Origin of the sequence: Echinicola marina, assembly GCF_020463795.1 — a bacterium.
GTDB lineage: Bacteria > Bacteroidota > Bacteroidia > Cytophagales > Cyclobacteriaceae > Echinicola > Echinicola marina.
Map to the genome: position 1 here is coordinate 216,710 of NZ_CP080025.1, position 14,390 is coordinate 231,099.

The window sequence follows — 14,390 nt, forward strand, 5'->3', positions numbered from 1 at the left end:
ACTGAAGCTTATTTTCCTGGAAAATAAGCTGACTCAGCCAATAATTCTTCAATTCTCAATAATTGGTTGTACTTAGCCATTCTATCAGAACGGGAAGCAGAACCAGTTTTGATCTGTCCTGTATTACAAGCTACTGCCAAATCAGCAATAGTAGAATCTTCGGTTTCACCTGATCTGTGAGACATTACCGCAGTAAATCCAGCCTTGTGAGCCAATTCAATAGCATCCAAAGTTTCTGTCAAAGTACCGATTTGGTTAACTTTGATCAAGATAGAGTTAGCCGACTTTTCTTCGATACCTCTCTTCAAAAACTTAACGTTAGTTACAAAAAGATCATCGCCTACCAACTGAACTTTATCTCCAATCTTAGCAGTCAACATAGCCCAGCCTTCCCAGTCTTCTTCGCCACATCCATCCTCGATAGAGTCGATAGGATATTTCTCGGTCAATTCTGCAAGGTAAGCCACTTGCTCTTCCCTATTTCTAGCTACACCACCTTCACCTTCAAACTTCTTGTAGTCATAAACTCCGTCCACAAAGAATTCAGAAGCTGCACAGTCAAGAGCAATAGTGATATCAGATCCAGCTTTATAACCAGCTTTAGAGATGGCATCTAAAATACACTCTAGTGCCTCTTCAGTACCGCCAGAGAAGTTTGGAGCAAATCCTCCTTCATCACCAACAGCTGTACTCAAACCTTTGTCATGAAGGATTTTCTTAAGGTGATGAAAAATCTCAGCTCCCATTCTGATGGCTTCAGAGAAATCAGCAGCACCTACTGGACGAATCATAAACTCTTGGAATGCAATAGGAGCATCAGAGTGAGATCCACCATTGATGATATTCATCATCGGAACGGGAAGGGTTTTGGCATTAGTACCTCCTACATACCTAAACAAAGGTAAACCAAGGTCATCTGCTGCTGCTTTGGCTACTGCCAAAGAAACACCCAATATTGCATTGGCTCCCAACTTAGATTTAGTATCTGTACCATCCAATTTGATCATCAAATCATCAATGCCTCTTTGGTCAAAAACAGACTGTCCGATCAATTCTGGCTGGATAATTTCATTTACATTTTCAACAGCTTTCAAAACACCTTTACCTAGGTATTTACTTTTATCACCGTCACGAAGCTCAACTGCCTCATTCACACCTGTAGAAGCTCCACTTGGAACAGCTGCTCTACCAAATGCACCACTGTCAGTTAATACGTCTACTTCTACTGTAGGATTTCCACGAGAATCTAAAATCTGTCTCGCATGAATTGCTTGAATCAATGTCATAATTCTAAAAGGTTTATAGGTTGTTCTATTAGTTTTTGATTGAAGAGATGAAGTCATCAAACAAGTACCTGGAATCGTGAGGTCCAGGAGAAGACTCTGGGTGATACTGAACAGAAAATACTGGTCTATCCTTCAATTTAATTCCAGCTACTGTCTGGTCATTAAGATGAATATGTGTAATTTCAAGGGCATCATTTTCATCTATATCTTTTTTGGTCACCACAAAACCATGATTTTGGGAAGTAATTTCACTCTTACCTGTAATCAGGTTTTTGATAGGATGATTTAATCCCCTATGCCCATGGTGCATCTTATAAGTCGATACATTACAAGCTCTAGCTATGATTTGATGTCCAAGACAAATGCCAAATACAGGCTTATCCAAGTCCAATATCTGCTTGGCAGTCTCTACTGCATAATCCATCACTGCCGGATCACCAGGTCCATTGGAAAGGAAATAGGCATTAGGAGCCCAAGCTTCCATTTCTTCCAAAGACGTTTTGGCAGGAAAAACCTTGACATAAACTCCTCGCTCGGATAAGCATCTAAGGATATTTTTCTTTACTCCGAAATCCAAACAAGCTACCTTGATAGATGAATTTTCATCGCCGACAAAATACGGCTCCTTTGTGCAAACTTGAGAAGAAAGCTCAAGTCCATCCATATCAGGAACTTTATCCAATTCTTTCTTTAGATCCTCAACATTGTCAAATTCGGAGCTAATGATAGCATTCATAGCTCCTTTGGAACGGATATGTCTTACAATTTTCCTTGTATCCACATCCGCAATTCCTGTAATACCATTTGACGCTAGATAATCTTGTAATGATTCAGTAGCATCCAATCTACTGTAGATTTCTGAGAAACTGTTCACAACAATACCTGCAATGGTAGGAGCATCAGATTCGACTTCTGTGTCGATCACACCATAATTACCAATGTGAGGTGTAGTATTAACAATAATTTGTCCAGTATAAGATGGATCCGTGTAAATTTCCTGATAACCAGTCATACCTGTGTTAAAACAGATCTCACCGCCATTAGTACCATGTTTACCAATTAGGGTCCCGTGAAATACGGTACCATCTTGAAGAAGAAGGGTTGCTTTTTGTTTGTCCATTTATTGAAATTGAATGTCCAAATTTAAGGATTTTATCACTAAGAGACAGAATAATTTTCAAAAGGATAATAAAAAAGGGATTGAACCAAAGCCCAACCCCTCTTTATATTTAATATAATGAATGCATCTATTATTCAGACTTTTCAGTTTCTGAACTTGCATCACTATCTGCTGCTTTATCTTCAGAAGCGCTAGCATCTTCAGCTTTAGCTTCTGTAGCACCTGTAGCCTCAGCTGACTTACCAGAACCTCTACGGCTTCTTCTGGTTTTCTTAGCCTCAGGCTTAGCTTCTTTCAACATCAATTCGTTGAAGTCAACTAATTCTATAATACACATTTCAGCATTATCACCTAGACGGAATCCAGTCTTGATAATTCTAGTATATCCACCTGGTCTACTAGCAACTTTTTCTATCACTTCACCGAAAAGAGCCTTGATAGCTTCTTTATTCTGTAAATAAGAAAAAGCAATACGTCTATTATGCGTAGTATCTTCTTTGGCTCTAGTCACTAGAGGCTCTACATATTTTCTCAACTCCTTGGCCTTGGCAAGCGTAGTAGAAATACGCTTGTGAAGAATCAGAGAGGCAGCCATATTAGAAAGCATAGCTTTCCTATGAGAAGCCTTCCTGCCAAGGTGATTAAATTTCTTACCGTGTCTCATCTTTTATTATTCTTCGTCAAGTTTATACTTAGATATGTCCATGCCAAACTGTAATCCTTTTTCTTGGATCAATTGTTCCAATTCAGCAAGGGATTTTTTTCCGAAATTTCTGAACTTCATCATGTCAGAAATTTCTAATCTTGCTAAGTCTCCCAATGTTTTAACATCGGCAGCTTTCAGGCAGTTGAACGCCCTAACTGAAAGATCAAGATCGCTAAGCGGAGTTTTCAACAACTTACGCATATGCAAGAACTCTTCATCAATCGGCTCAGGAGAATCTCCACCTGGAGTATCAATAACCATAGTTTGGTCAGAGAACAACATAAAGTGCTGGATAAGGATCTTTGCAGATTCTTGAAGCGCTTTCTCAGGGTGAATTGATCCATCAGTAGAAACTTCCAAGATCAATTTTTCAAAGTCAGTCTTTTGTTCTACCCTAGTGTTCTCAACACTGTACTTTACATTCTTAATTGGTGTAAAGATAGCGTCGATCGGAATGACTCCGAACACCTGCTCTTTTGGTTTAGATTCTTCTGCAGGAAGGTATCCTCTACCTTTTTCCACAGTAAGCTCGATTTCAAAGCTTTTAGAATCATCCAAGTGACAGATTACCAAATCTGGGTTCAAAACCTCAAAAGATGAGGTGAACTTAGCGATATCTCCAGCAGTAAAAACATCTTGGTTTTTTACTTCCACAGTAATCTTACCATCTATAGAGTCGTGGATCTTCTTAAATCTAACTTGCTTAAGATTAAGAATAATATCAGTAACGTCTTCCACAACGCCTTCGATAGTAGAGAATTCATGAACTACACCAGGTAATTTCACCGAGGTGATGGCGTAGCCCTCTAGGGAAGAGAGCAAGATTCTTCTCAGCGCATTACCAATTGTAACCCCGTAACCTTTTTCTAGTGGTTTAAAGGTGAACAAGCCGTGGAAGTCATCAGCTTTTTCCATCACCACTTTTTCGGGCATTTGAAATGCAAGTATGGACATATCAATAGTTCTTTTAAGTCAGAAAGTTTAGTTATTACTTAGAGTATAGTTCGACGATAAGTTGCTCCTTGATGTTCTCAGGAATATCCTCTCTAACAGGGATACTTACAAACTTACCAGATAACGAATTATTATCCCACTCTAACCATGAATAGCGGTTTGCACCTCTACCCGCAAGACTAGCAGTAATTGCTTCAAGAGATTTAGACCTCTCTCTTACAGATACAATGTCACCAGGCTTCAAAGTATATGATGGAATGTTTACCAATTCACCATTCACTAGGATATGCTTGTGTGAAACTAACTGTCTTGCACCTCTACGAGTAGGAGCGATACCCAATCTATAAACAGTGTTATCAAGACGAGCCTCCAATAATTGAAGAAGGTTCTCACCTGTGATACCTTGCTTTCTAGAAGCGATATCAAACATTTTAGAGAATTGTCTCTCTAGAACTCCGTAAATATATTTTGCTTTTTGCTTTTCAGACAACTGAATAGCATATTCTGATTGCTTCTTTCTTCTACCTCTACCGTGTTGACCAGGAGGGTAGTTTTTCTTCTGAAGTGCCTTGCTTTGTCCTTCGATAGGCTCTCCGAATTTTCTAGAAATTTTTGCTTTTGGACCTCTATATCTAGCCATTCTTATTTCTTAGTTAAATTAAACTCTTCTACGTTTAGGAGGACGACATCCATTATGCGGAAGCGGAGTCACATCTATAATCGTAGTAACATCAAGACCTACATTCTGCAAGGTTCTGATAGCTGATTCTCTACCTGAACCAGGACCTTTTACAAACACTTCAATTTTTCTTAAGCCAAGGTCATAAGCAACCTGTCCACAGTTCTGAGCGGCCATTTGGGCAGCATATGGAGTGTTCTTTTTAGAACCTCTGAAACCCATTTTACCGGCAGAAGCCCATGAAATAACCTGACCTGAATTATTGGTAATGGAAATGATGATGTTGTTAAAAGAAGCTTTGATGTGGGCCTGGCCTACAGCTTCCACCTTAACAACTCTCTTTTTTCCTTTAGCTTTATCGTTTCTTCTTTGAGCCATAATCTATATCAAGATTTATTTAGTTGCCTTCTTCTTGTTAGCAACAGTCTTTCTCTTACCTTTTCTAGTTCTAGCGTTGTTTTTAGTCTTTTGACCTCTTACAGGAAGTCCTTTTCTATGACGAAGACCTCTGTAACAACCGATATCCATCAATCTCTTGATGCTCAACTGCACTTCAGATTTCAAAACACCTTCTGTCTTGAATTCTTCAGCGATAATATTTCTAATAGTAGTAGACTCATCATCTGACCACTCACCCGCTTTCTTATCAAACGAAATACCTGCTTTAGTAAGGATCGCTCTAGCAGAACTTCTACCTATACCAAAAATATAGGTTAAGCCAATTTCACCGCGCTTATTGTCGGGAATGTCAACACCTGCAATTCTTGCCATAATTTTTAACCTTGTCTTTGTTTAAACTTAGGATTCTTCTTGTTGATGACGTAAAGCTTTCCTTTTCTTCTGATCACTTTACAGTCCGCACTTCTCTTTTTAATAGATGCCTTAACTTTCATGACATTTTATTTATATCGATATACAATTCTGCCCTTAGAAAGATCATATGGAGACATTTCTAGTTTTACCCTATCTCCAGGGAGGATCTTAATATAGTTCATTCTCATTTTACCGGAAATGTGGGCGATCAATTGATGTCCATTTTCCAGTTCCACCTTAAACATAGCGTTGGATAACGCTTCTATTATAGTACCATCTTGCTCTATAGATGCTTGCTTAGCCATATTTAGAATTTAAAGTTTTCTTCTATGTATTGATGCGTAGTTAGTATTTCTGTCCTATCTTCAAATATCGCTACAGTGTGCTCAAAATGTGCCGAGGCTCTTCTATCTGCAGTACGAATAGTCCATCCATCTCTTTCTTGGACCACATTTCTCGTACCTAAATTTACCATCGGCTCAATCGCCAACACCATACCCTCTTTCAACAAAGGACCACTTCCTTTTTTACCGTAATTAGGAACTTCCGGAGATTCATGTAAACTTTTTCCCACTCCATGTCCGACAAGCTCTCTGACTACTGTGTAGCCTTTTGCTTCGACATATTTCTGAATGGCATTTCCAATATCTCCAACCCTTTTACCGGCAACTGCATTTTCAATACCTAAATACAATGATTCTTTGGTTGCTTTGAGCAATGACAATACTTTAGGGGAAACTTCACCGACAGGGTAAGTATAAGCGGAATCGCTATGAAAACCTTGGTGAAAGACTCCACAATCTATTGAGATTATATCGCCATCTTTCAAAACATATCCACTTGGAAATCCATGAACGACTACTTCGTTCACAGAAATACAAAGTGAGGAGGGAAAACCATTGTATCCCTTAAATGAAGGTATACCTCCGTGATCCCTTATAAATTCTTCAGCTACTTTATCTAAGTCAGCGGTCTTTACCCCTGGCTTTACAAGTTTGGCCACTTCTCCGTGAGCCTTACCTAATATTTGAGCACTTTCTTTTATTAACTGGACTTCTTCTGAAGTCTTATAATGTATCATATTATGCTACTGCGTAATTAGAAGGATTGTTCTTCATGTTGCCACTCTTCATCATTCCTTCATAGTGCCTCATCAGTAGATAGCTCTCAATTTGTCTTAGGGTATCCATGATTACACCTACCATAATCAATAGTGATGTACCACCATAAAAACCTGAGAATTGATTACTAACACCGGCCATCATAGCAAAGGCAGGCATAATCGCTACAGCTGCCAATAATACAGAACCTGGTAAGGTAATCCTTGAAATTATATTATCAATGAAATCTGCTGTAGGCGCACCTGGCTTTACACCAGGAACAAATCCACCATTTCTCTTCATATCCTCTGCAATTTGTTCTGGATTAACAGTAATTGCAGTGTAGAAAAAAGTGAACAGAATAATCATGATAGCAAACACCAAGTTGTACTGCCAAGATGTAGGACTGCTGAAAGTATTACCAATATAGTTGGCAATATCACTTTCCGAGGCCCAAATTTGAGCTACCAATGCAGGCACAAACATTAATGATTGTGCAAAGATGATAGGCATCACACCAGAGGCATTTACCTTAATAGGGATATACTGACGTTGACCTCCATATACTTTACCGCCAACTACTTGCTTAGCGTATTGTACAGGAATTCTTCTAGTCGCTTCTGTCAAGGCTACTACGCCTACAACAACGAAGAACAATACAAAGAATTCAATAATCAACAATAAGGCCCCAGATGTACCTTTTGATACTACCTCTCCCAAAATTGCGCCTGGAAACCTAGAGATAATACCGATCATGATCAGCATTGAAATACCATTACCGATTCCTTTCTCTGTAATCTTTTCCCCAAGCCACATGCAGAACATGGTCCCTGAAGCCAATAAAACCAGAGAACTAAAGGTAAACAGCGTCTTGCTAACCATAATTGCTTCATTTGGAATGGTAGCAGTAATATACCCTACACCTTGAGCCAAGGTAATTAAGATGGTCAATACCCTAGTGATTTGGTTGATCCTCTTTCTACCAGACTCCCCTTCCTTTTGAAGCTTTTGAAAATAAGGTACTCCAACAGTTAATAATTGCAACACGATAGATGCAGAAATATAAGGCATAATACCTAATCCAAAGATAGAAGCATTACTGAATGCTCCTCCCAAGAAGGTGTCTATCAAGCCGAAAATACCCTCTGAAGAACCTTTCAGTTGACTAGGATCCACTCCTGGTAATACGATATAAGAACCCAATCTGAATACAATCAGAAATCCGATTGTATTCAGGATACGGATTCTTAAATCTTCAATAGAAAAGATATTCTTAACTGTTGAGATAAATTTTTTCATTGGTTAAATCTTGTTAACAGTCCCGCCCAATTTTTCAATAGTTTCTGTAGCAGAAGCTGAGAAATAATGAGCACTTACGTTTAATTTCGCCGTAAGTTCGCCTCTTCCTAGGACTTTTACAACATCTTTTTTAGAAACCAATCCATTTTCTACCAAAGTTTCGAACGTAATCGTGTCTGTATTAAGCTTTTCAGCTATAGATTGTAATACGTCTAAATTAATTGGTTTGCATTCGATTCTATTAAGACTCTTGAAGCCAAACTTAGGCACTCTTCTTTGAAGTGGCATTTGACCACCTTCAAAACCCAATTTCCGGCTATAACCAGATCTTGATTGAGCACCTTTATGACCTCTTGTTGAAGTTCCTCCTCTTCCAGATCCTGTACCACGTCCGATTCTTTTACGGCTTTTTACAGAACCTTTTGCAGGTTGTAATGTATGTAGTTTCATAATTAGGCTTCCTCCACTTTTACAAGGTGACTAACTTTTCTTATCATTCCAGCAATCTGTGGAGTATTCTCTACTTCCACAGACTTATTGATCTTACCAAGCCCCAAAGCAACGATAGTTGCTTTTTGGTTTTTTGGTCTGTTGATCGTGCTTTTAACTTGCGTTACTTTTACCTTCGCCATGTTCTTACCCGTTAAATACTTTAGACAATTTAACACCACGTTGTTGTGAAACCGCGATAGCATCTCTCATTTGAGACAAGGCATCAATGGTAGCTTTCACCACATTGTGAGGGTTTGAGGATCCTTTTGACTTTGCCAATACATCCGTAACACCAGCACTTTCCAATACAGCACGCATCGCACCACCTGCAATAACACCAGTACCTGCAGCAGCTGGTTTGATCAATACCAAACCACCTCCAAATTTACCGACAGCCTCATGAGGAATAGTTCCTTTCAAGATTGGCACTTGCACCAAGCTCTTTTTAGCGTCCTCAATACCTTTGGTAATTGCATCGGTAACCTCGTTAGCCTTACCTAATCCGTATCCCACGACACCGTTACCATCTCCTACAACTACTATAGCAGAAAAAGAGAACCTTCTACCACCTTTCACTACTTTAGCTACTCGGTTAATAGCTACTACTTTTTCCTTAAGCTCTGTATCTGTTGCCCTAATGGGTTTCTTTCTTAATTGGGACATAATTAATTAAAATTTAAGGCCACCTTCTCTCGCACCTTCGGCAAGAGCTTTTACATTACCATGATATAAGTAGCCACTTCTATCAAAAACTACTTCTGTGAATCCGCCTGCTACTGCACGCTCTGCCAATTTCTTACCTACTTCCTTAGAAACAGAAACATTGGCATTGTTTTTAGCACCAAGCTCCTTAGAAGAAGCTTGTGCTAGCGTGTGACCTTTAAGGTCGTCAATTAGTTGAGCGTATATTCCCGTATTGCTTTTAAATACGGACAAACGAGGTCTTTTATCAGTACCGGAAATCTTCTTCCGGATACTTCTCTTGATCCTAAGTCTTCTTGAATTCTTATTAAAAGCCATCTCTCAATTATTTTTTAGCGGCAGTTTTACCAGCCTTACGTCTAACTATCTCACCTACAAAGCGGATACCTTTACCTTTATAAGGTTCTACTTTACGTAGAGACTTGATTTTAGCAGCTATTTGCCCGATCAATTCTTTATCAATACCCTCAAGGGTTACCAATGGATTTTTACCCTTTGGCGTTTCAGCATTCACTTTAATCTCTTCTGGAAGTGCAAAAAAGATACTGTGAGAATATCCCAAAGAAAGTTCTAAAACTTGTCCTTGGTTTGCGGCTTTATAACCCACACCCACTAGTTCCAATTCTTTTTTGTAACCTTCGCTAACACCAACAACCATATTGTTGATCAAAGAACGATACAGGCCGTGAAGTGACTTATGTCTCTTCGATTCGGTAGGACGAGTCAAAACAACTTGATTGTCTTCCACCGCAACGGCAATGTCGGGATTCACATCCTGAGATAGCGTACCTTTGGGACCTTTAACAGTAACAACATTGCCTGTTGCCACGTCTACAGTAACACCCGCTGGTATATTTATTGGTTTTTTACCTATTCTTGACATAACGGTATTATTAATATACGTAACAAAGTACTTCCCCACCGATACCTTCGGTACGGGCTTCCTTATCAGTCATCACTCCCTTTGAAGTGGAGATAATCGCAATTCCTAGGCCGTTGATTACTCTAGGAAGTTCATTTTTCGGTGCGTATTTTCTTAGACCTGGCTTACTTACTCTAGAAAGACTTACGATGGCATTTTGCTTAGTAGATGGGTTATACTTCAGGGCAATTTTTATTGTTCCCTGAGGTCCATTTTCCTCGAACTTATAGTTCTGGATATAACCCTTATCATGAAGCACCTTTGTAATCTCCTTCTTGATATTAGAAGCAGGTATCTCAACGATACGGTGAGATGCCTTAATGGCATTTCTCAACCTGGTCAAATAATCAGCTATTGGATCAGTCATATTATTATAAGTCTAACTGCATGCGCTTTAAGGCGTGCAAAGTTACACATTGATTCTTAGAATAAAAACTTTTTCTGATTTTTACCAGCTCGCTTTAGTTATACCAGGAATTTTTCCCGCAGAAGCCATTTCTCTAAAGGTAACCCTATTGATACCAAACTTCCTCATATAACCTTTAGGACGGCCAGTCAATTTACATCTGTTGTGAAGTCTTACTGGGGATGCATTCTTAGGCAGCTTATCCAGTGCTTCAAAATCACCGGCTGCTTTTAATTCTGCTCTCTTCTTAGCATACTTTGCAACAAGACGCTCTCTTTTTCTTTCACGAGCTTTGATCGCTTCTCTTGCCATAATTATTCTTCTTTATTATTATTTACAAAAGGCATCCCGAAAGCTTTCAACAAGGCGTAGCTCTCTTCATCTGTTTCAGCAGTAGTCACAAACGTGATGTCCATACCTGAGATTCTGTTTACTTTCTCAATGCTGATTTCTGGGAAGATAATCTGCTCAGTGACACCCAAGGTATAGTTTCCTCTTCCGTCAAAACCTTTATCGCTGATTCCTTTGAAGTCCCTTACACGTGGAAGAGCCACAGTAGTAAGACGATCAAGGAATTCCCACATCTTGTCTCCACGAAGGGTAACTTTTGCACCAATTGGCATACCGTCTCTCAACTTAAAGTTAGAGATAGAGTTTTTTGCCTTGGTAGCTACAGCTCTTTGACCAGTGATCAAAGTAAGCTCTTCTACGCCTTGGTCTACCAATTTCTTGTCTGCAACAGCTGCTCCAATACCTTTGTTGATCACGATTTTGGTCAACTTAGGCACTTGCATTACTGTTTTATATTGGAACTTCTCCTTAAGTGCAGGAGAAATTTCCTTAACATATTTTTCTTTTACTCTAGGATTAGCCATTGATTACCTCCCCGGTTTTCTTAGAATATCTAACTAATTTTCCATTTTCACCTGGCTTTCTTCCTGTTCTGGTAGCTTCACCAGTTTTAGGATCTACAAGCATCAAGTTACTTACATGAATGGCAGCTTCTTTCTTTTCGATACCTCCTTGAGGGTTGGTAGCTGTAGGCTTAACATGTTTTGTTACCATATTAAGACCTTCAACGATAGCTCTGCTCTTCTCCAAGTTTACCGAAAGTACTTTACCAGTCTTACCTTTGTCATCACCTGCCAATACTTTTACAGTATCACCAGTTTTGATGTGCAATTTTGGTTGCTTATTCTTTTTTCTTTCCATGATTACAATACTTCTGGTGCCAAAGATACGATCTTCATAAATTGCTTCTCTCTCAGCTCTCTTGCTACCGGCCCAAAGATACGTGTACCTCTTGGCTCGTCATTGTTGTTCAAAAGAACCGCTGCGTTATCTTCAAAACGGATATAAGATCCATCTTTTCTTCTAACTTCTTTTCGAGTTCTTACGATCACCGCTTTAGAAACGGTACCTTTTTTCATATTGCTGGAAGAAAGAGCAGACTTTACCGTCACGACAACTTTATCCCCGATAGAGGCATATCGCTTACCGGTTCCTCCCAGTACTCGGATAACAAGCACTTCCTTGGCACCTGAATTATCCGCTACACTTAATCTGGATTCTGACTGTATCATGATTATTTAGCTCTTTCTAATATTTCTACTAATCTCCAACGCTTATTTTTACTCAGCGGACGAGTTTCGCTTATCTTAACGAGGTCGCCTTTACCACACTCGTTATTCTCGTCATGGGCCATAAATTTGGTAGTCTTAGCAACAAATTTACCGTAAATAGGGTGCTTCACCCTTCTCTCTACGGCTACAGTGATGGATTTATCCATTTTGCTGCTGACTACTTTTCCTATTCTTTCTTTACGTAGATTTCTCTCAGTAGCCATCTTCTTCTTATTTAGCTAGTTGTTTTGCGCTCAAAAAAGTCTTCAATCTTGCGATAAGCTTTCTTGTCTCGCTAATTCTATTGGGATTCTCTATCGGAGAAATTGCATGGGCAAAACGTAACTTAGTTAGTTTTTCTTGCTCAGAGGCAATACGCTCGATGATTTCACTCTCGGAGAGTGCTTTGATTTCAGAGTTTTTCATAGTTCCTATTATCCTACGTAATCTCTACGCACTACAAATTTTGTACTCACTGGAAGCTTTTGCTGAGCTAAACGAAGGGCCTCCTGGGCCAATTCCTTACTTACACCTGTAGCTTCAAAAAGGATAGTTCCTGGCTTGATTACTGCAACCCAGTATTCAGGAGCACCTTTACCCTTACCCATACGAACCTCTGCAGGCTTCTTAGTGATAGGCTTATCAGGGAAAATCCTGATCCATACCTGACCTTCCCTTTTCATTGCTCTAGTCATCGCAATACGAGCTGCTTCAATTTGACGGGAGGTAATCCATCCTGCTTCTAAGGACTTGATACCAAAGTTACCGAAAGCGAGCGTATGCCCTCTTTGCGCGATCCCTTTGATACGCCCTTTTTGCATTTTTCTAAATTTCGTTCTTCTTGGCTGTAACATGATTTCTCACTTATGGGGTGAAAATTAGTTATTTCTCTTTCTTCTCTTTGGTCCGCCTTCTCTTCTTCTACGACCGGCGCCACCTGATTTTTCATTAGCAATTCCAGCATTTGGAGAAAGATCTCTCTTTCCGTATACTTCGCCTTTGAAAATCCATACTTTGATACCGATGATACCGTAGATGGTGTTCGCTTCAGAAATAGCATAATCGATGTCAGCTCTCAATGTATGCAAAGGAATTCTTCCTTCTTTGTACATTTCAGATCTTGCCATCTCAGCACCTCCAAGACGTCCTGATAATTTGATTTTAATTCCTTCAGCACCTACTCTCATAGTGGCAGCAATTGATTGCTTCATTGCTCTTCTAAATGAGATCCTTGCTTGAAGTTGTTGAGCTATAGACTCTCCTACCAACTTGGCGTCCAACTCAGGACGTTTGATTTCAAAAATGTTGATTTGAACATCCTTGCTGGTAAGCTTTTTCAGCTCTTCTTTAAGTTTATCGACTTCAGCTCCACCTTTACCGATAACTACTCCTGGACGGGCAGTATGGATAGTAAGTGTGATTCTTTTTAGCGTTCTTTCGATAATAACCTTTGCAATGCCTCCCTTAGGGATCCTAGCATATACATATTTTCTGATCTTTTGATCTTCGTATAGTTTGTCGGCAAAATCTCTGCCGCCATACCAGTTAGAATCCCAGCCCTTAACGATACCTAGTCTAAGACCAATAGGGTTAACTTTTTGTCCCATATTCTAATCTTAATTAGCGTTTTCTTTTGTTTCTACTTCATCAGCGGTAAGCTCAGTGTTGAATGCATCAACCACCAAGATCACATGATTTGATCTTTTACGAATTCTGTGGGCCCTACCTTGGGGAGCAGGTCTTAGTCTTTTAAGCATTCGACCACCATCTACTTGAATGGTCTTCACATAAAGATCAGCCTCTTCAAGTTTCACATCTGGATTTTTTGCTTGCCAGTTCGCTATGGCAGAAAGCAAAAGTTTCTCCAATTTAATCGCACCATGGTTAGGTGTGAATTTCAATATACTCAAGGCGTTGCCTACTCTTTGTCCTCTTACAAGGTCAGCTACAAGACGCATCTTACGAGGCGATGTAGGAACATTATTTAGTCTTGCTATTGCTTCCATGATTATCTCTTTCCTTTATCTTTTTTGGCAATGTGACCTCTAAAGTTTCTTGTAGGAGCAAATTCACCAAGCTTGTGACCTACCATATTGTCTGTTACAAAAACTGGAATAAACTTGTTTCCGTTATGCACAGCAAAGGTATGGCCTACAAAATCCGGAGAGATCATAGATCTTCTTGACCAAGTCTTGATGACAGACTTTTTGCCGGATTCGTTCATTGCATCTACTTTTTTGGCCAAGTGATGAGCTATATAAGGCCCTTTTTTTAATGAACGTGCCATAA

The 14,390-nt window shown here is 39.5% G+C and carries 27 protein-coding genes; all 27 read right to left on the minus strand.

Annotation, left to right across the window (positions count from 1 at the left end):
• Positions 1-8: 8 nt before the first annotated feature.
• The 27 genes from eno to rpsS all read right to left on the minus strand — a co-directional run bounded on the left by eno (position 9) and on the right by rpsS (position 14,388).
• Positions 9-1,286, minus strand: coding sequence for a phosphopyruvate hydratase (eno, locus tag KZP23_RS01055; protein WP_226334332.1), 1,278 nt, complete (start codon positions 1,284-1,286; stop codon positions 9-11).
• Between the two features lie 28 nt (positions 1,287-1,314).
• A complete protein-coding gene (carA, locus tag KZP23_RS01060) occupies positions 1,315-2,406 on the minus strand; it encodes a glutamine-hydrolyzing carbamoyl-phosphate synthase small subunit (protein WP_226334333.1) in 1,092 nt (363 codons plus the stop codon).
• Positions 2,407-2,536: 130 nt separating this feature from the next.
• On the minus strand, positions 2,537-3,070 hold the full coding sequence (gene rplQ / locus KZP23_RS01065; RefSeq protein ID WP_226334334.1) for a 50S ribosomal protein L17: 534 nt from the start codon (positions 3,068-3,070) through the stop codon (positions 2,537-2,539).
• A 6-nt stretch (positions 3,071-3,076) separates the two neighbouring features.
• Positions 3,077-4,066: a DNA-directed RNA polymerase subunit alpha gene (locus KZP23_RS01070; protein ID WP_186754564.1), complete on the minus strand. Its 990-nt coding sequence runs from the start codon at positions 4,064-4,066 to the stop codon at positions 3,077-3,079.
• A 34-nt stretch (positions 4,067-4,100) separates the two neighbouring features.
• Positions 4,101-4,706 carry a 30S ribosomal protein S4 gene (rpsD, locus tag KZP23_RS01075; RefSeq protein WP_186754562.1) on the minus strand — a complete coding sequence of 202 codons (606 nt, stop codon included), beginning with the start codon at positions 4,704-4,706 and terminating at the stop codon, positions 4,101-4,103.
• Positions 4,707-4,724: 18 nt separating this feature from the next.
• The gene (gene rpsK / locus KZP23_RS01080; protein WP_015264093.1) at positions 4,725-5,123 is read right to left on the minus strand and encodes a 30S ribosomal protein S11; all 399 of its coding nucleotides are present in this window, start codon (positions 5,121-5,123) and stop codon (positions 4,725-4,727) included.
• A gap of 15 nt (positions 5,124-5,138) precedes the next feature.
• Entirely contained in the window at positions 5,139-5,516 is a 378-nt protein-coding gene (gene rpsM / locus KZP23_RS01085) for a 30S ribosomal protein S13 (RefSeq protein ID WP_186754556.1), read from the minus strand.
• A 5-nt stretch (positions 5,517-5,521) separates the two neighbouring features.
• Positions 5,522-5,638 (minus strand): type B 50S ribosomal protein L36, encoded by a 117-nt coding sequence (gene ykgO / locus KZP23_RS01090; RefSeq protein WP_009053196.1) that lies wholly within the window; start codon positions 5,636-5,638, stop codon positions 5,522-5,524.
• 6 nt (positions 5,639-5,644) lie between these two features.
• The gene (infA, locus tag KZP23_RS01095) at positions 5,645-5,863 is read right to left on the minus strand and encodes a translation initiation factor IF-1 (protein ID WP_186754549.1); all 219 of its coding nucleotides are present in this window, start codon (positions 5,861-5,863) and stop codon (positions 5,645-5,647) included.
• Positions 5,864-5,865: 2 nt separating this feature from the next.
• Entirely contained in the window at positions 5,866-6,639 is a 774-nt protein-coding gene (gene map / locus KZP23_RS01100; RefSeq protein ID WP_226334335.1) for a type I methionyl aminopeptidase, read from the minus strand.
• Between the two features lies 1 nt (position 6,640).
• The gene (gene secY / locus KZP23_RS01105; RefSeq protein ID WP_226334336.1) at positions 6,641-7,957 is read right to left on the minus strand and encodes a preprotein translocase subunit SecY; all 1,317 of its coding nucleotides are present in this window, start codon (positions 7,955-7,957) and stop codon (positions 6,641-6,643) included.
• A 3-nt stretch (positions 7,958-7,960) separates the two neighbouring features.
• Entirely contained in the window at positions 7,961-8,407 is a 447-nt protein-coding gene (gene rplO, locus KZP23_RS01110; protein ID WP_226334337.1) for a 50S ribosomal protein L15, read from the minus strand.
• Positions 8,408-8,409: 2 nt separating this feature from the next.
• A complete protein-coding gene (gene rpmD, locus KZP23_RS01115; RefSeq protein WP_186754541.1) occupies positions 8,410-8,589 on the minus strand; it encodes a 50S ribosomal protein L30 in 180 nt (59 codons plus the stop codon).
• A 4-nt stretch (positions 8,590-8,593) separates the two neighbouring features.
• Positions 8,594-9,112 carry a 30S ribosomal protein S5 gene (gene rpsE, locus KZP23_RS01120; RefSeq protein WP_226334338.1) on the minus strand — a complete coding sequence of 173 codons (519 nt, stop codon included), beginning with the start codon at positions 9,110-9,112 and terminating at the stop codon, positions 8,594-8,596.
• Between the two features lie 6 nt (positions 9,113-9,118).
• Positions 9,119-9,469: a 50S ribosomal protein L18 gene (rplR, locus tag KZP23_RS01125; protein WP_226334339.1), complete on the minus strand. Its 351-nt coding sequence runs from the start codon at positions 9,467-9,469 to the stop codon at positions 9,119-9,121.
• Positions 9,470-9,476: 7 nt separating this feature from the next.
• On the minus strand, positions 9,477-10,034 hold the full coding sequence (rplF, locus tag KZP23_RS01130; protein WP_226334340.1) for a 50S ribosomal protein L6: 558 nt from the start codon (positions 10,032-10,034) through the stop codon (positions 9,477-9,479).
• Positions 10,035-10,044: 10 nt separating this feature from the next.
• Complete coding sequence (gene rpsH / locus KZP23_RS01135; protein ID WP_226334341.1) at positions 10,045-10,440, minus strand: 30S ribosomal protein S8; 396 nt, start codon at positions 10,438-10,440, stop codon at positions 10,045-10,047.
• Positions 10,441-10,521: 81 nt separating this feature from the next.
• Positions 10,522-10,791, minus strand: a complete 270-nt coding sequence (rpsN, locus tag KZP23_RS01140; RefSeq protein ID WP_186754531.1) for a 30S ribosomal protein S14 — start codon at positions 10,789-10,791, stop codon at positions 10,522-10,524.
• A 2-nt stretch (positions 10,792-10,793) separates the two neighbouring features.
• Complete coding sequence (rplE, locus tag KZP23_RS01145) at positions 10,794-11,354, minus strand: 50S ribosomal protein L5 (RefSeq protein ID WP_215226248.1); 561 nt, start codon at positions 11,352-11,354, stop codon at positions 10,794-10,796.
• Positions 11,347-11,691, minus strand: a complete 345-nt coding sequence (gene rplX / locus KZP23_RS01150) for a 50S ribosomal protein L24 (RefSeq protein WP_222439114.1) — start codon at positions 11,689-11,691, stop codon at positions 11,347-11,349. The genes rplE and rplX overlap by 8 nt, the downstream gene beginning before the upstream one ends.
• Positions 11,692-11,693: 2 nt before the next feature.
• Positions 11,694-12,062: a 50S ribosomal protein L14 gene (gene rplN, locus KZP23_RS01155; protein ID WP_015264107.1), complete on the minus strand. Its 369-nt coding sequence runs from the start codon at positions 12,060-12,062 to the stop codon at positions 11,694-11,696.
• A gap of 2 nt (positions 12,063-12,064) precedes the next feature.
• On the minus strand, positions 12,065-12,325 hold the full coding sequence (gene rpsQ, locus KZP23_RS01160; protein ID WP_226334342.1) for a 30S ribosomal protein S17: 261 nt from the start codon (positions 12,323-12,325) through the stop codon (positions 12,065-12,067).
• 7 nt (positions 12,326-12,332) lie between these two features.
• Positions 12,333-12,527 carry a 50S ribosomal protein L29 gene (rpmC, locus tag KZP23_RS01165; RefSeq protein WP_186754518.1) on the minus strand — a complete coding sequence of 65 codons (195 nt, stop codon included), beginning with the start codon at positions 12,525-12,527 and terminating at the stop codon, positions 12,333-12,335.
• Between the two features lie 8 nt (positions 12,528-12,535).
• Complete coding sequence (gene rplP, locus KZP23_RS01170) at positions 12,536-12,955, minus strand: 50S ribosomal protein L16 (RefSeq protein ID WP_215226250.1); 420 nt, start codon at positions 12,953-12,955, stop codon at positions 12,536-12,538.
• 24 nt (positions 12,956-12,979) lie between these two features.
• A complete protein-coding gene (rpsC, locus tag KZP23_RS01175) occupies positions 12,980-13,708 on the minus strand; it encodes a 30S ribosomal protein S3 (protein ID WP_186754514.1) in 729 nt (242 codons plus the stop codon).
• Positions 13,709-13,717: 9 nt separating this feature from the next.
• Positions 13,718-14,107: a 50S ribosomal protein L22 gene (rplV, locus tag KZP23_RS01180; protein WP_226334343.1), complete on the minus strand. Its 390-nt coding sequence runs from the start codon at positions 14,105-14,107 to the stop codon at positions 13,718-13,720.
• A 2-nt stretch (positions 14,108-14,109) separates the two neighbouring features.
• Positions 14,110-14,388 carry a 30S ribosomal protein S19 gene (rpsS, locus tag KZP23_RS01185; protein ID WP_018475621.1) on the minus strand — a complete coding sequence of 93 codons (279 nt, stop codon included), beginning with the start codon at positions 14,386-14,388 and terminating at the stop codon, positions 14,110-14,112.
• Positions 14,389-14,390: the final 2 nt, after the last annotated feature.

Excerpts from the sequence above, each read along its gene's own strand:
- eno (WP_226334332.1), bottom strand. The coding sequence starts at position 1,286 with ATGACATTGATTCAAGCAATTCATGCGAGACAGATTTTAGATTCTCGT.
- carA (WP_226334333.1), bottom strand. The coding sequence starts at position 2,406 with ATGGACAAACAAAAAGCAACCCTTCTTCTTCAAGATGGTACCGTATTT.
- rplQ (WP_226334334.1), bottom strand. The coding sequence starts at position 3,070 with ATGAGACACGGTAAGAAATTTAATCACCTTGGCAGGAAGGCTTCTCAT.
- KZP23_RS01070 (WP_186754564.1), bottom strand. The coding sequence starts at position 4,066 with ATGTCCATACTTGCATTTCAAATGCCCGAAAAAGTGGTGATGGAAAAA.
- rpsD (WP_186754562.1), bottom strand. The coding sequence starts at position 4,706 with ATGGCTAGATATAGAGGTCCAAAAGCAAAAATTTCTAGAAAATTCGGA.
- rpsK (WP_015264093.1), bottom strand. The coding sequence starts at position 5,123 with ATGGCTCAAAGAAGAAACGATAAAGCTAAAGGAAAAAAGAGAGTTGTT.
- rpsM (WP_186754556.1), bottom strand. The coding sequence starts at position 5,516 with ATGGCAAGAATTGCAGGTGTTGACATTCCCGACAATAAGCGCGGTGAA.
- ykgO (WP_009053196.1), bottom strand. The coding sequence starts at position 5,638 with ATGAAAGTTAAGGCATCTATTAAAAAGAGAAGTGCGGACTGTAAAGTG.
- infA (WP_186754549.1), bottom strand. The coding sequence starts at position 5,863 with ATGGCTAAGCAAGCATCTATAGAGCAAGATGGTACTATAATAGAAGCG.
- map (WP_226334335.1), bottom strand. The coding sequence starts at position 6,639 with ATGATACATTATAAGACTTCAGAAGAAGTCCAGTTAATAAAAGAAAGT.
- secY (WP_226334336.1), bottom strand. The coding sequence starts at position 7,957 with ATGAAAAAATTTATCTCAACAGTTAAGAATATCTTTTCTATTGAAGAT.
- rplO (WP_226334337.1), bottom strand. The coding sequence starts at position 8,407 with ATGAAACTACATACATTACAACCTGCAAAAGGTTCTGTAAAAAGCCGT.
- rpmD (WP_186754541.1), bottom strand. The coding sequence starts at position 8,589 with ATGGCGAAGGTAAAAGTAACGCAAGTTAAAAGCACGATCAACAGACCA.
- rpsE (WP_226334338.1), bottom strand. The coding sequence starts at position 9,112 with ATGTCCCAATTAAGAAAGAAACCCATTAGGGCAACAGATACAGAGCTT.
- rplR (WP_226334339.1), bottom strand. The coding sequence starts at position 9,469 with ATGGCTTTTAATAAGAATTCAAGAAGACTTAGGATCAAGAGAAGTATC.
- rplF (WP_226334340.1), bottom strand. The coding sequence starts at position 10,034 with ATGTCAAGAATAGGTAAAAAACCAATAAATATACCAGCGGGTGTTACT.
- rpsH (WP_226334341.1), bottom strand. The coding sequence starts at position 10,440 with ATGACTGATCCAATAGCTGATTATTTGACCAGGTTGAGAAATGCCATT.
- rpsN (WP_186754531.1), bottom strand. The coding sequence starts at position 10,791 with ATGGCAAGAGAAGCGATCAAAGCTCGTGAAAGAAAAAGAGAGCGTCTT.
- rplE (WP_215226248.1), bottom strand. The coding sequence starts at position 11,354 with ATGGCTAATCCTAGAGTAAAAGAAAAATATGTTAAGGAAATTTCTCCT.
- rplX (WP_222439114.1), bottom strand. The coding sequence starts at position 11,691 with ATGGAAAGAAAAAAGAATAAGCAACCAAAATTGCACATCAAAACTGGT.
- rplN (WP_015264107.1), bottom strand. The coding sequence starts at position 12,062 with ATGATACAGTCAGAATCCAGATTAAGTGTAGCGGATAATTCAGGTGCC.
- rpsQ (WP_226334342.1), bottom strand. The coding sequence starts at position 12,325 with ATGGCTACTGAGAGAAATCTACGTAAAGAAAGAATAGGAAAAGTAGTC.
- rpmC (WP_186754518.1), bottom strand. The coding sequence starts at position 12,527 with ATGAAAAACTCTGAAATCAAAGCACTCTCCGAGAGTGAAATCATCGAG.
- rplP (WP_215226250.1), bottom strand. The coding sequence starts at position 12,955 with ATGTTACAGCCAAGAAGAACGAAATTTAGAAAAATGCAAAAAGGGCGT.
- rpsC (WP_186754514.1), bottom strand. The coding sequence starts at position 13,708 with ATGGGACAAAAAGTTAACCCTATTGGTCTTAGACTAGGTATCGTTAAG.
- rplV (WP_226334343.1), bottom strand. The coding sequence starts at position 14,107 with ATGGAAGCAATAGCAAGACTAAATAATGTTCCTACATCGCCTCGTAAG.
- rpsS (WP_018475621.1), bottom strand. The coding sequence starts at position 14,388 with ATGGCACGTTCATTAAAAAAAGGGCCTTATATAGCTCATCACTTGGCC.